The 13,047-nt window shown below is 65.2% G+C and carries 10 protein-coding genes; 5 read left to right on the plus strand and 5 right to left on the minus strand.

Annotation, left to right across the window (positions count from 1 at the left end; all coding sequences use genetic code 11):
- Window positions 1–8: 8 nt before the first annotated feature.
- Together AC0WRY_RS31135 and AC0WRY_RS31140 are read right to left on the minus strand one after the other, a co-directional pair.
- Window positions 9–1,025: an alpha/beta fold hydrolase gene (locus tag AC0WRY_RS31135; protein WP_491122274.1), complete on the minus strand. Its 1,017-nt coding sequence runs from the start codon at window positions 1,023–1,025 to the stop codon at window positions 9–11.
- Window positions 1,026–1,165: 140 nt separating this feature from the next.
- Entirely contained in the window at window positions 1,166–1,969 is an 804-nt protein-coding gene (locus tag AC0WRY_RS31140) for an MBL fold metallo-hydrolase (protein ID WP_491122275.1), read from the minus strand.
- 174 nt (window positions 1,970–2,143) lie between these two features.
- Between AC0WRY_RS31140 and AC0WRY_RS31145 the strand changes: the two genes are divergently transcribed.
- Both AC0WRY_RS31145 and AC0WRY_RS31150 read left to right on the plus strand, forming a co-directional pair.
- Window positions 2,144–3,346 (plus strand): MFS transporter, encoded by a 1,203-nt coding sequence (locus tag AC0WRY_RS31145; protein WP_491122276.1) that lies wholly within the window; start codon window positions 2,144–2,146, stop codon window positions 3,344–3,346.
- Between the two features lie 454 nt (window positions 3,347–3,800).
- On the plus strand, window positions 3,801–4,079 hold the full coding sequence (locus AC0WRY_RS31150; protein ID WP_491122277.1) for a helix-turn-helix domain-containing protein: 279 nt from the start codon (window positions 3,801–3,803) through the stop codon (window positions 4,077–4,079).
- Window positions 4,080–4,134: 55 nt separating this feature from the next.
- Here the strand turns inward: AC0WRY_RS31150 and AC0WRY_RS31155 are convergent, their stop codons facing one another.
- Genes AC0WRY_RS31155 through AC0WRY_RS31165 form a run of 3 tightly spaced genes read right to left on the minus strand, consistent with a single transcriptional unit; the run spans window position 4,135 to window position 7,590 of the window.
- Window positions 4,135–5,142: a zinc-dependent alcohol dehydrogenase family protein gene (locus AC0WRY_RS31155; RefSeq protein ID WP_491122278.1), complete on the minus strand. Its 1,008-nt coding sequence runs from the start codon at window positions 5,140–5,142 to the stop codon at window positions 4,135–4,137.
- Between the two features lie 15 nt (window positions 5,143–5,157).
- Window positions 5,158–6,768, minus strand: coding sequence for an acyl-CoA synthetase (locus tag AC0WRY_RS31160; RefSeq protein WP_491122279.1), 1,611 nt, complete (start codon window positions 6,766–6,768; stop codon window positions 5,158–5,160).
- A 54-nt stretch (window positions 6,769–6,822) separates the two neighbouring features.
- Window positions 6,823–7,590, minus strand: a complete 768-nt coding sequence (locus AC0WRY_RS31165; protein WP_211415805.1) for a FadR/GntR family transcriptional regulator — start codon at window positions 7,588–7,590, stop codon at window positions 6,823–6,825.
- Window positions 7,591–7,757: 167 nt separating this feature from the next.
- On the opposite strand from AC0WRY_RS31165, the gene AC0WRY_RS31170 reads away from it, so the two are divergent.
- From AC0WRY_RS31170 to rbbA, 3 genes are all read left to right on the plus strand, one after another.
- Window positions 7,758–8,963, plus strand: a complete 1,206-nt coding sequence (locus AC0WRY_RS31170; protein WP_194404546.1) for an ABC transporter substrate-binding protein — start codon at window positions 7,758–7,760, stop codon at window positions 8,961–8,963.
- Window positions 8,964–9,209: 246 nt separating this feature from the next.
- The gene (locus tag AC0WRY_RS31175; RefSeq protein WP_483071196.1) at window positions 9,210–10,277 is read left to right on the plus strand and encodes an HlyD family secretion protein; all 1,068 of its coding nucleotides are present in this window, start codon (window positions 9,210–9,212) and stop codon (window positions 10,275–10,277) included.
- Entirely contained in the window at window positions 10,274–13,045 is a 2,772-nt protein-coding gene (gene rbbA, locus AC0WRY_RS31180) for a ribosome-associated ATPase/putative transporter RbbA (RefSeq protein WP_491122280.1), read from the plus strand. The genes AC0WRY_RS31175 and rbbA overlap by 4 nt, the downstream gene beginning before the upstream one ends.
- The last annotated feature ends 2 nt before the right edge of the window (window positions 13,046–13,047 follow it).

The following is a 13,047-nucleotide window of genomic DNA, read 5'->3' on the forward strand; positions in this document are numbered from 1 at the left end:
ATGCTGCCCTATTTGTCGAGGAGTGATGCGACTTCGGCCTTGATGAAGGCCTGGTCGCGCGGATTGCCCACCGGATTGCCGGCCCGATGGCCATGCAGCGACGGGATCGGATGCAGCACGGCGGATTTGGCGTTCACCAGCCGGCCGAGTTCGTCCTCGTTGTCGCGAACGTCGAAATAGCGATCGGTCGCGCCCGGCATCAGCAGCATGTGCGCCTTGATCGCCGCCAACGCGCGATCGAGATCGCCACCGAATGCTTCACAGCGGCTGATGTCGCCGTTCTGCCAGATGCCGATCTGCGCCAGAAGATCATTGGCATCGCGCGGGGCGAACGTCGCGTCCCAGGTGCGGACGAGATAATCCTCCAGCGAGGTGAAGCCGGCCTCGCGCCAGAGCTCGTCGCGATAGAAGCCGTGCGACATCGCCCAGCCGGCATAGACGCGCCCCATGGCGCGATAGCCGGCGACCGGCTTCTCGGCGAAGCGGCCGTCGCGGAAAGCGGGATCAGCTGATAGCGCGGCCTTCACGCTTTCCAGGAAGACGTAGTTGTAAGGCGCGCAGCGCGCGACGCCGCAGACCACGGCGGCCCGTTCGACCATGTCGGCATGCAGCGCGGCCCAGTGGTAGGCCTGCATGCCGCCCATCGACCAGCCGTAGACGAGCGCAAGCTTCGAAATGCCGAAGCGTTCGATGAGGAGCCGGTGCTGGACGGCGATCGCATCGTGATAGGTCACCGCGGGGAATGGCGCCGCGGTATTCGACGGCGAGGACGACAGGCCGTTGCCGAAGAGGTTCGGGATGATGATGAAGTAGCGCGTTGGGTCGAGCACGCCGTCCGGCCCGATCAGCCATTCGGTGTCGGTGTGCTGCGCGCTGAACGAGGTCGGATAGAGGATGACGTTGTCTTTTGCCGGGCTCAGCGTGCCATAGGTCTTGTAGGCGAGCGTCAGCGAAGGGAAGACGGCGCCCGATTGCAGCGTGACATCGCCGGCGTCGAAAATCTCGTAATCGTACAACCCCGCCATGCGTCCAACTCCCGCTCACGCGGCCGCAGAGCGCCGCGGCTTCCATGATGCATCGATCATGCCGGGCCCGCCTCTGCGTCATCGCAGCTAATAACTGTACTTATAGTACAGTTATTTGGGGCCGGCAAGATGAATCCGGCTCAGGCGATGGCCGCCAGATAGCGCGCAACCGACGCCGCGAAGGCGGCCTTGGCTCCGCCAGCGATGTTGCGCCCCCACCACGCGCCATAGATGCGGTCGAAGGCGAGCGGCTCGACGGCAGCCGCGATCCGCCGCACTGCGGCGGCGTTGAGCGGCATGTAGTTGGGGTAGGAGTACATGAAGCTGACGAAGCGGCGGTCCATCGTCACCTGTGCGATGTCGCCGGTGAGCAACGCGCCCCTGCCGTCCGCACCACGCGCATGATGCAGCACGGTGGCGCCGGCGAAATGACCACCGGTGCGCAACAGTAGCAAGTCGTCGGAGATGCGGTGGCTTTCGCCGCTCCAGTGCACGATCGCAGAATGCGGCCGGGTGACGAAGGCGCGGTCGTCCGCATGCAAATAGACCGGCACGCCGCCAAAGGTGTCGCTCCAGTCGGCGGCCGCGCCGTAATAGTGCGGATGCGAGATCGCGATCGCCTTCAGTCCGCCGAGTGCGGCGACGAATGGGATGGCTTCATCGGCTGCGAGCGGAATGCAATCCCACATCACGCAGCCGTCGCCCTGGGGCACCAGCAGCGCGCGCTGCCCGATCGCGAAGCTCGGCTCCAGGCCGATGCCGGTGAGGCCGAGATCGTCCCGTCCCACCAGCCGGTGCTCACGCGCGAGCTCCTCGCGCGTGAGAAAGCTCTGACCTTTCCAGTTCACGAACTGCCGCTCGTCCTCGCAGATCACGCAGGAGGCAGGGGGATTTCCGCCATTCGGGAATTGCGCGCCGCAGGTTTCGCAGGTCCAGAGAGGCATGGTTCGAGCTCCGTGGGAAGATCGCAGGATGACACTGCGAGCCAGCCTTCAGCAAGGTCGTTGGGCCTCGAGGAGTGACTGGAACCAACGCGGCAAGCACCCGTTACGTTCAGATCAACACCAGAACGATTAGCCACGAGGCTCACGACACACGAAGAACATGTTTGGGTATCGATGACATCGCGGCCTCCTTCCTGGTCCCACCTCTGGCCTCTGTTCGCGCTCAACTTCTTCATGGCCGACATGCAGTCGGGCATCGGTCCGTTCGTCGGCGTCTTCCTTCAGGAGCGCGGCTGGGCGACCGGGCTGATCGGCACCGCGCTGACGATCGGCAATGTCGCGGGCATGCTGATCACGACGCCGATCGGTGGCTTCATCGATTCCAGCCGCAACAAGCGGCTCTGGGTCGTCATTCCCGGCATCTGCGTCGTTCTTGCGTCCGCGATCATCCTGATCTCGCAGAATTTCTGGGCGGTGACGTTCTCCCAGGTCGCGCAATCGCTGGCGAGCGCCGCCATCGTGCCGGCGGTGACGAGCATCACGCTCGGCATCGCCAAGCAGAAGGGTTTCAACGCGGTCAACGGACGCAACCAGGCATTCAACCACGCAGGCAACATGGTTGGTGCCGCACTGTCGGGCTATCTCGGCTACAAGTACGGCTACTTTGCCGTCTTCGTCCTGGCAGCGGTGTTCGGCGCCATCGCGATCGCCTGCGTCATGATGATCCCGGCCAAGGCGATCGACGATCGCGCCTCGCGCGGCTGCAAGGAGGACGATCCCGACAGCGCGCCGGACGCGTTCACGATGCTGCTCAAGCACCGGGCCCTGCTGGTGCTGGCGTTGGCGCTCGCCCTTTTCCATCTCGGCAATGCCGCCATCGTGCCGCTCTACGGGCTTGCGGCCGTGGCCGAAGGGCAGGCCAACGGCCCGAGCTTCGTCGCCACCACCGTGGTGATCGCGCAAGGCGTCATGGTCGTGACCTCGCTGATCGCGATGAAGGCCGCGAGCAAGCGCAATTACTGGCCGGTTATCCTGGTGTCCTTCATGTTCCTGCCCATCCGCGGCGTGCTGGCCTTCTTCGTCACGGGATGGTGGGGCGTGGTGCCAATGCAGGTGCTCGACGGCATCGGCACCGGATTGCAGACGGTCGCGGTGCCCGGCATGGTCGCGCGCGCGCTCAACGGCTCCGGCCGCATCAATCTCGGCCAGGGCGCCGTGATCACGGTGCAAGGCGTCGGCGCCAGCCTCAGTCCCGCACTCGGCGGCTGGATCGCGCAATGGATCGGCTACGGGCCGACCTTCCTGCTGCTCGGCGGCTTTGGCCTTGCCTCAATGGCACTGTGGTTCGCCTTCGGGGCAACGGTGAAGAAGTATTGAGTTGGCGCGCCGTACGCTTGGCGCGGCGCCTCCATCCTCGATACGCGCCAACAAGCAAGGCTGCGGCACCTGGTCGCTGGCTCAGCGCGCAGTTGCGAGTGGCTTTTCGCGCAATCCAGCGTTTTCTGGTTGGCACCGCCGGAGACCCCGACGAAAATGCGAACCGCAATGCGTCGGCAACTTGCTAGCGATCGATGACCCAGCCGCAGCTCTCATTCGATGGCGATCCGAATGGTCCGGCCTACCAAAGATGGCGCGAGCAGTTCTGTCGTGAGGTGGCGAAGGTCGATTTCGTGCCGGTCGGCGACAGGCGGTCCACCGGACCATAGTGCCTTCGATTCTTCCCCGTATCAGGCTCTCGGCCTCCTTCGGCACGCCGATGTCGTTCGTGTCATTGGGGACGAACGACGAATTGGTGATTACCACCTCGCCCAATTCGGCGTTGAGCGGAGCCTTGGGAAAGCGCCCGCTGGAGATCGCCGCCGGTGACATCACCATCGGCGACCCCTCGATCAAAGACGCCCATATCACCCAGACGGGACACGGCAATTTCCAGACCGCGCTGCTGCCGCGAAAGGCGCTGCTGCGAAATCCTGCCATGCGCACCCGCAAGATCATCGAGATCGCGCATCTTGCGGGTTTCCACGACGTCTCCTACTTCCACCGCGCGTTTCGCCGCCGCTTCGGGCAGACGCCCGACGATGTCAGGAAGCTTTCCGGCGAGACCAGCTAGATTTTTTGGCGCGTTGTCTTGACGCGAACCGGGAGCCGCTTCGCTCGAAAGCGCTCTAGGCGAACTCGACCACGATCTTGCCGAAATGGCCGCCCTGCTGCATCAGGCGCAGCGCGTCCGGCACGGCATCGAAGCTGAACACGCGGTCGATCACCGGCCTCATGGCGTTGCGTTCGATCGCGGCCGTCATGCCCTCGAACATGCGGCGGCTGCCGACGGAAAGGCCGATGACGTGCAGGTTCTTGGCGAACAGGCTCGGGATCGCGATCTGCTGCGAGAACCCCGTAAGCACGCCGATCACCAGGATGGTGCCACCGACACGCGCGGCCTCGAGCGATTGCGCAAAGGTGTCCTTGCCGCCGACCTCGACGACGTGGTCGACGCCTCCCCCGGTCCACTCCGCTGCGGCCTTGCCCCAGTCCGGCACCGAACGATAATTGATGGTGTGATCGGCGCCGAGCACCCTGGCCCGTTCGAGCTTGTCGTCGCTCGACGACGTCACGATCACGCTTGCACCGGCGAGCTTTGCGAATTGCAGCGCGAAGATCGAGACGCCGCCGGTGCCCTGCACCAGCACGGTATCGCCGGGCTTCACGTGTGCTTCTTCGAACAGAGCGCGCCAGGCTGTGAGCCCGGCGCAGGGCAGCGTCGCGGCCTCAGTGAATGACAGATGCGAGGGCAGGCGGCTGACGCCTTCGGCGTCGAGCACCATCACCTCCTGCAGCACGCCGGGCCGCGTGCCGCCCAGCGCGTAACGGCGGCTGGCCATCGAGACCTGCCCGTCGATCCAGGACTGGAAGAACATTGGACAGACGCGATCACCGACCGCGACGCGCGTCACGCCCTCACCGGCGGCGATCACCTCGCCTGCCCCATCCGAGAACGGGATCAGCGGCAATCTGGTGACGCCGCCCTTGCCCTGCACGGTGAGCAGATCGCGATAATTGAGCGATGCCGCCTTGATCCGCACCGCGACCTGGCCGGGTCCGGGGGTCGGCTCCGGAAGATCGGCCAGTTCCATTCTCTCGATCGACCAGTCGCGCGCGACCTGCCAGGCTTTCATGGGAAACGCTCCGTCTCAGGTGCCAAAGCTCTTCTGCACCGCCTTGTCCAGCGTCTCGCCGCCGACGAAACGCTGGCGCAGTTCGCGCTTGAGCAGCTTGCCACTCGGATTCTTCGGCAAGGCGTCCACGAAGATGACGCGCTTCGGCACCTTGAAATGCGCCATCTGGCCGGCGCAGTGCTTGATGACGGCTTCTTCGTCCAGCTTTTCGCCGCTCTTGACCACGACGATGGCGGTGACCGCTTCGATCCAGCGCGGATCCGGCAGGCCGACGACGGCGACCTCGGAGACTGCGGGGATGCGATAGACCATCTCCTCGACCTCGCGGCTCGCGACATTCTCGCCGCCGGTCTTGATCATGTCCTTGACGCGGTCGACCACGGTGATGTGGCCCTCCTCGTCCACGGTGGCGAGATCGCCGGAGTGAAACCAACCGCCCGAGAACGCGGCCGCGGTCTTCACGGGATCGTTGTAATAGCCGGACAGCAGATGCGGCGAGCGGTGCACGATCTCGCCGACCTCGCCCACCCTGACGTCTTCCATCGCCGTGTTGACCACGCGCGTCTCGACGTTGAGCACGGGCTTGCCGGCCGAGCCGGCCTTGCGGAGCTGGTCCTCAGGCCGCAGCACGGTCGCGAGCGGCGCGATCTCGGTCTGGCCGTAGAAATTCCAGAATTTGACGGCGGGCAGGCGGCGCTGCAGTTCGAGCAGCACCTCGACCGGCATGATGGAGGCACCGTAATAGCCCTTCTGCAGGGTCGACAGATCGGTCTTGTCGAAGTTCGGCGAGCGCAGCATCGCGATCCAGATCGTCGGCGGCGCGAAGAACGACGTGATCCTGTGCGCCTGGATCAGCGCCAGGATGTTGTCGGCGGTCGGCTTGCCCGTGATCACGCCGGAGGCGCCGAGATAGACTTGCGGCCCGAGGAACACATCCAGCTGGGCGCAATGATAGAGCGGCAGCGCGTGCAGGAACTTGTCCTCCACGCTCATGCCACCGTCGATGATGCAGCTGACATACTGCCACATCACGGCTTCATGGGTCAGCATCGCGCCCTTGGGCAGGGATTCCGTGCCTGACGTGTAGACGATCTGGGCAAGATCACGGCTGTCCACGGACGCCGCGAGAAACGAGGCGTCGGCATGAAGAAGATCGTCGAAGGTGGTGAGGCCCGCGGGCGCGGACGCGGAATCCTCGCCCGGCAGCCAGATCATCTTCTCGACCGCGCAGTCCTTGGCGCTAGCTGCGCGCGCGGGCTCGACGAAGTCGGGACCAGTCGCGAGCAACTTTGCCCCGGAACTCTTCAGGATGAAATTGATCTCGTCCGGATTGAGCATGAAGTTGATCGGCACCAGCACCGCGCCGATCCGCGCCGCTGCAAAGCGCAGCGCGGCGAAAGCGTGCGAATTGCGCGAGAGAACCGCGATGCGGTCGCCCTTGCTGGCGCCAAGCCCGAGCAGGCCGCGGCCGAGCCGGTTGCAGATCGCGTCCATCTCGGCAAACGTCCAGCTCACCTCGCCGCAGCTCAGCGCGAGCTTGTTCGGCTCTCGCCCCGCGGAGCGGCGCAGGAGATCGCCGATGGAATGCTCGCGGGCTTTCGAGATGGTGGCTGCGGTCTCGGTCATGTGTCCCTCCGTGTGATGTCTTTGTTTGTTGGATTTCTTCTTTGAAATCTTGCGTTATCTGCGCCGGGCCGCCTGGGCGTGCTCCATGTACATGTGCTCGACCGAGCGATCGAGCGAGGCGATCTTCTCGAAGCCGCGGCGCCAGTCCTGCAGATGCCGGCGCGTCCACAGCACGCCGGCCTCGCGGTCGCGGCGGCGGATCGCATCAATCAGATGGCGATGCGCGGCAACGAGGCGCGGGCCGCCTTCGGAGACGCCCGTCACGATCATCTCGGTGGTCGGATAGAACAATTGCGCCGCGGGCTCACGCGCGAGCTGGAGCACACGGTTCTGCGAGGCTTTTGCGACCAGCACGTGGAATTCGGCGTCGCATTCGGCAAGCGCCGCGGGATTGCCGACCACGGCTTCGCTGCGCAGGAGATTGTCGTCGAGCTCGGCGAGATTCGCGTCGGTCGCGCGTTCCACGGCGCCCTCGATGCTGGCGACCTCCAGCGTCATCGAGGCCTCGTAGAGCTCGCGGAACGTCACCTCGTGCAGCACCAGCGCGCGGCTGAGACGGCTTGCGAGCTTGCTGTAGCGCGGCAGGCAGGCTTGCAGGCGGCGCGAGGAATCGCGCCGGATCAACCCGCCCTCCTCCAGCACACGGATGCCCTCGCGAATGGTCGAGCGGTTGACGCCGAACTGGCGGACCAGATCGTGCTCGGTGCCGATGGGATCGCCGGGCTTGATCCGGCCGTTGACGATCTCGCGTTCGATGGCGTCGGCGACCTTCTGATAGGCCGGCGCGACATCGATCGGTCGGAAGAGCGGCGCGACAGGCAAATCGGCCTCCAATGGCGATTGTCGGACAAACTATATGGTCGTCCCGGAGACGCGTCAAATTGCGCCAGATATAGCTCACGCGCAACAAATTGACTCCTCTGGAACCGGGCTCTAACTTTGTCGGACAAAGGGACAGAATAGTCCCCGCTCAAAGAGGAAACGTGCCCATGAGACCTATCGCAGCCCTCGTGTCTGCGGCCGGCTTGCTGTCGGCTGCCCTGATCGCTCCCGCCTCGGCCCAGCAGGCGCCGCTCAAGATTGGAGTGCTCTCCGACTTCTCCTCCGTCTATTCCGACATCGGCGGCATGGGGAATGTCGAGGCGACCAAAATGGCGATCGAGGATTTCGGCGGCCAGATGTTCGGCAAGCCGATCGACATGGTCTCGGCCGACGTGCTCAACAAGCCCGACGTCGCCTCCACCATCGCCCGCAAATGGTGGGAGACCGAGGGCGTCGACATGATCATCGACCTGCCGACCTCGGCGACCGCGCTCGCGGTGATGGAGCTGTCGAAGCAGTACGAGAAGATCATGATCGTGACGGACGCGGCGAGCTCCGACATCACGGGAAAATCCTGCTCGCCCTATACCGCGCACTGGACCTACGACACCTACGCCAACGCCCACACCGTCGGCAGCGCCATCGTCAAGAACGGGGGCGACACCTGGTTCTTCCTCACCGCCGACTACGTGTTCGGTCATTCGGTCGAGCGCGATACCGGCGACGTCGTGAAAGCCGCCGGCGGCAAGGTGCTCGGCAGCGTCAAGCATCCGCTCAACACGGCGGATTTCTCCTCCTTCCTGCTCCAGGCCCAGGCCTCCAAGGCCAAGATCATCGGGCTCGCGAACGGCGGCGGCGACACCATCAACGCGATCAAGCAGGCCGGCGAGTTCGGCATCGTCGCCGGGGGCCAGAACCTGGCCGCGATCGTGATGTTCATCTCCGACGTACACAGTCTGGGGCTGAAGCTTGCGCAAGGGCTGATCATCACCGAGGCGTATTACTGGGATCTCAACGACAAGACCCGCGCCTTCGGCAAGCGCTTCATGGAGCGCGTCAAGCGCATGCCGACGATGAACCAGGCCGCCACCTACAGCGCGACGCTGCATTATCTGAAAGCCGTGCAGGCCGCCGGCACCAGGGACACCAAGACGGTGATGGCGAAGATGCGCGAGCTCCCTGTGAAGGACGCCTTCACCGACAACGGCGTGCTGCGCGAGGACGGCCGCATGGTGCACAGCATGTATCTGTTCCAGGTGAAGAAGCCGGAGGAATCGAAGGCACCGTGGGACTATTACAAGCTGCTCGCCGAGGTGCCTGCCGATCAGGCGTTCCGCCCGCTGAAGGATGGCGGCTGCCCGCTGGTGAAGTGAGTCGGTCGGCACCGAGCCGATCGCAATCCGTTCAGCAAGCCTGGCTCGTCCGCTTGACCAATGTGGCGGGCGAGCGGCATGATGACGCGCAGCCCAAAATAGAGGCAAGGATGCTTCGCGCCGACGTCTGATCTGCATCAAGTTGCGATGCAAAAATCGCTGCAATGTTGAGGCCGCCCTGCCGCACGATCAGCGGCCGGGCGTACGTCTCACCAGCGGGCGCCGCCCTCACGGCGTTTTGAACAAATGAACTTCACTTCGGGTCGCGTCATCGCCGCGATCGCCGTCCTCGTTGCCGGCGGCGGCTATTACTATTGGCAGCACCGCGATACCAACACGCTGCCGGCGGGCTTTGCCCGCGGCAACGGCCGCATCGAAGCGGTCGAGATCGACATCGCGACCAAGACGCCGGGACGGATTCGCGAGATCCTGGTCGGCGAAGGCGACTTCGTTCGCGCAGGCCAGGTTCTGGCCCGCATGGACACCGAGCAGTTGCAGGCGCAGCGCCGCCAGGCCGAGGCGCAGTTGCAACGCGCGTCCATCAATGTCGAGACCGCAAAGAGCCTGGTGAACCAGCGCGAGGCCGAACGCAAGGCCGCGGAGGCCGTGGTCGACCAGCGCATCGCCCAGCTCGACAGCACGAGCCGCAAGCTCGATCGCTCCGAACAATTGATCAAGACGAGCGCGGTGTCGCAGCAGGTCCTGGACGACGACCGCTCCGCCAACGCCACCGCAAAGGCGGCGCTCGCCGCGTCCCACGCCCAGGTCGCGGCATCGGAAGCCGCGATCAGCTCCGCCCGCGCCATGGTGATCGACGCCGGCGCCGCGGTCGACGCCGCGAAGGCCGCGATCGAGAGTATCAACGCCGACCTCGACGACAGCGTGCTGAAGGCGCCGCGCGACGGCCGGGTGCAGTATCGCGTGTCACAGCCCGGCGAGGTGCTCGCCGCCGGCGGCCGCGTCCTCAACATGGTTGATCTCGGCGACGTCTACATGACGTTCTTCCTGCCGACGGCCGACGCCGGCCGCGTCGCAATCGGCGCCGAGGTCCGGCTCGTGCTCGACGCCATTCCGCAATATGTGATCCCCGCCAAGGCCACCTTCGTCGCCGACGTCGCACAGTTCACGCCCAAGACCGTCGAGACCGAGGAAGAACGCCAGAAGCTGATGTTCCGGATCAAGGCGCATATCGCGCCCGAGCTGTTGCGCCAGCACATCGAGCATGTGAAGACCGGCCTGCCCGGCATGGCCTATGTGCAGCTCGATCCGGCCGCGCAATGGCCTGGCAATCTCAACATCAAGCTGACGAGATGAGCACGACGGCCGCAGCCGAGCTGCCTGCCGGGCGCGGCAGCGTGGTGCATCTCGATGACGTGGGCTTGAGCTACGGCAAGGCCCGCGCGCTGGATGCCATCACGCTCGACCTGCCGTCCGGCTGCATGGTCGGATTGATCGGCCCCGACGGCGTCGGCAAATCCAGCCTGCTCTCGCTGATCGCCGGAGCCCGCGCGATCCAGCAGGGACGCATCCAGGTGCTCGGCGGCGACATGGCGAGCGCGCGCCACCGCCGCAACGTGTGCCCTGACATCGCCTACATGCCGCAGGGTCTGGGCAAGAATCTGTATCCGACGCTGTCGGTGTTCGAGAACATCGACTTCTTCGGCCGCCTGTTCGGGCACGACAAGGCCGAACGCAACAGGCGGATCGCCGGCCTGCTGCGCGACACCGGGCTGACGCCCTTCGCCGACCGGCCGGCGGCAAAACTCTCCGGCGGCATGAAGCAGAAGGTCGGCCTGTGCTGCGCGCTGATCCACGATCCCGAGCTGTTGATCCTGGACGAGCCGACCACCGGCGTCGATCCGCTGTCGCGCCGCCAGTTCTGGGAATTGATCGCCTCGATCCGCGCCGGCCGGCCCGGCATGAGCGTGATCGTCTCGACCGCCTACATGGAAGAGGCTGCTCAGTTCGACGTCCTGATCGCGATGAATGCCGGCCGCGTGCTGGCGACCGGAACGCCCACCGAGCTCAAGCAGCAGACTGGCGCCGATACGCTCGATGAGGCCTTCATCCGCCTCTTGCCGGAAGCCGATCGCGGCAACCATACCGACGTCGTCATCCCGCCACGGAGCGCGGACCATGACGAGATCGCGATCGAGGCCGATCATTTGACCCGGCGGTTCAACGGCTTCGTCGCCGTCGACGACGTCAGCTTCCGCATCCGGAAGGGCGAGATCTTCGGCTTCCTCGGCTCCAACGGCTGCGGCAAGACCACGACCATGAAGATGCTCACCGGCCTCCTGCCTGTGAGCGAAGGCACCGCGCGGCTGTTCGGCAACACCATCGATGCCGGCGACATGTCGGTGCGGCGGCGCATCGGCTATATGTCGCAGGGCTTCTCGCTCTATTCTGAGCTGACTGTCGCGCAAAATCTCGATCTGCACGCGCGGCTGTTCGAGCTGCCGGCGGAGACCATCGCCCCGCGCATCGCCGAAATGATCGCTCGGTTCGATCTCGCCGACGTCGCCGATTCCCTGCCCGATGCGCTGCCGCTTGGGCTGCGGCAGCGGTTGTCGCTGGCGGTCGCCATGATCCACGCGCCCGACATCCTGATTCTCGACGAGCCGACCTCCGGCGTCGATCCCGTCGCCCGCGATGGCTTCTGGTTGATCCTTGCCGAGCTCTCCCGCAAGGACAACGTCACCATCTTCGTCTCGACCCATTTCATGAACGAGGCCGAGCGCTGCGACCGGGTTTCGCTGATGCATGCCGGCAAGGTGCTTGCATCGGACACGCCGGCCGCGATCGTGGCCGCACGCGGCACCGCGACGCTGGAGCAGGCCTTCATCGCCTGCCTGGAAGAGGCGATCGCGGACACCATGGCGCCGGCCAGCCAGCCGACGGTCGCGCCGGTCGTGGCGGCCGAGACAACGGCAGCGCCGCGCAAGCGCAGCATGACTTTCAACCCGACCCGCATGCTCGCCTATTCCCGGCGCGAGGCGCTCGAGCTGCGGCGCGATCCGATTCGCGCCACGCTCGCGATTCTCGGCAGCGTGCTGCTGCTGTTCGTGCTCGGTTACGGCATCAGCATGGATGTCGAGAACCTGACCTTCGCCGTGCTCGACCGCGACGACAGCGCGATTAGCCGCGACTACAGCCTGCAGATCGCGGGTTCGCGCTATTTCACCGAGAAATCCCCGATCGTCGACTATGCCGATCTCGACCGCCGCATGCGCGCCGGCGAGATCGGCCTCGCCATCGAGCTACCGCCGGGCTTCGGCCGCGACGTCAGCCGCGGCCGCCATGTCGAGATCGGCGCCTGGGTCGACGGTGCCAATCCGACGCGGGCCGAAACGCTGCGCTCCTATGTCCAGGCGATCCACGCCAACTGGCTCGCGCAGAAGGGCCGCGAGCTCTATGGCGAGGCGGCGATCGCCGGCGCCTACCAGCTCCAGCTGCGCTACCGCTACAATCCTGACGTCATCAGCGTTGTCGCCATGGCGCCGGGCATCATCCCGCTGCTGCTGGTCATGATTCCGGCGGTGCTCGCCGCCCTCGCGGTGGTGCGCGAGAAGGAGCTCGGCTCGATCGTCAATTTCTACGTGACGCCGGTGACGCGGCTGGAATTTCTGCTCGGCACGCAGCTGCCCTATGTCGTGCTGGCGTTCGGCAATTTTCTGCTCCTGGTCGGCTTTGCCCTCGCGGTCTTCCGTGTTCCCTTCACCGGCAGCTTTCCGACCTACGCGCTCGCCGCGCTGCTCTACGTCACGGCGACGACCGGCATGGGGCTGGTGATCTCGGCCTTCATGAACAGCCAGATCGCGGCCTTGTTCGGCACGGTGCTGATCACGCTGATTCCCGCCATCCAATATTCCGGGCTGATCGATCCGGTTTCATCCCTTCAGGGAGCAGGCGCGCTGATCGGGCGGCTCTACCCCACAACCTATTTCGTCACGATCTCGCGCGGCACCTTCTCAAAGGGGCTGGCGTTCGACACCCTGCACAACGATCTCCTGATGCTCGCCATCATGGTCCCCATCCTGATGATCGCCGGCGCGATGCTGCTGAAGAAACAGGCCCGCTGATG

The organism is Bradyrhizobium sp. T-12 (assembly GCF_058314695.1).

What these genes read in the sequence shown, in the direction of transcription:
- AC0WRY_RS31135 (WP_491122274.1), bottom strand. Translation starts at nt 1,025, where the DNA reads ATGGCGGGGTTGTACGATTACGAGATTTTCGACGCCGGCGATGTCACG.
- AC0WRY_RS31140 (WP_491122275.1), bottom strand. Translation starts at nt 1,969, where the DNA reads ATGCCTCTCTGGACCTGCGAAACCTGCGGCGCGCAATTCCCGAATGGC.
- AC0WRY_RS31145 (WP_491122276.1), top strand. Translation starts at nt 2,144, where the DNA reads ATGACATCGCGGCCTCCTTCCTGGTCCCACCTCTGGCCTCTGTTCGCG.
- AC0WRY_RS31155 (WP_491122278.1), bottom strand. Translation starts at nt 5,142, where the DNA reads ATGAAAGCCTGGCAGGTCGCGCGCGACTGGTCGATCGAGAGAATGGAA.
- AC0WRY_RS31160 (WP_491122279.1), bottom strand. Translation starts at nt 6,768, where the DNA reads ATGACCGAGACCGCAGCCACCATCTCGAAAGCCCGCGAGCATTCCATC.
- AC0WRY_RS31170 (WP_194404546.1), top strand. Translation starts at nt 7,758, where the DNA reads ATGAGACCTATCGCAGCCCTCGTGTCTGCGGCCGGCTTGCTGTCGGCT.
- AC0WRY_RS31175 (WP_483071196.1), top strand. Translation starts at nt 9,210, where the DNA reads ATGAACTTCACTTCGGGTCGCGTCATCGCCGCGATCGCCGTCCTCGTT.
- rbbA (WP_491122280.1), top strand. Translation starts at nt 10,274, where the DNA reads ATGAGCACGACGGCCGCAGCCGAGCTGCCTGCCGGGCGCGGCAGCGTG.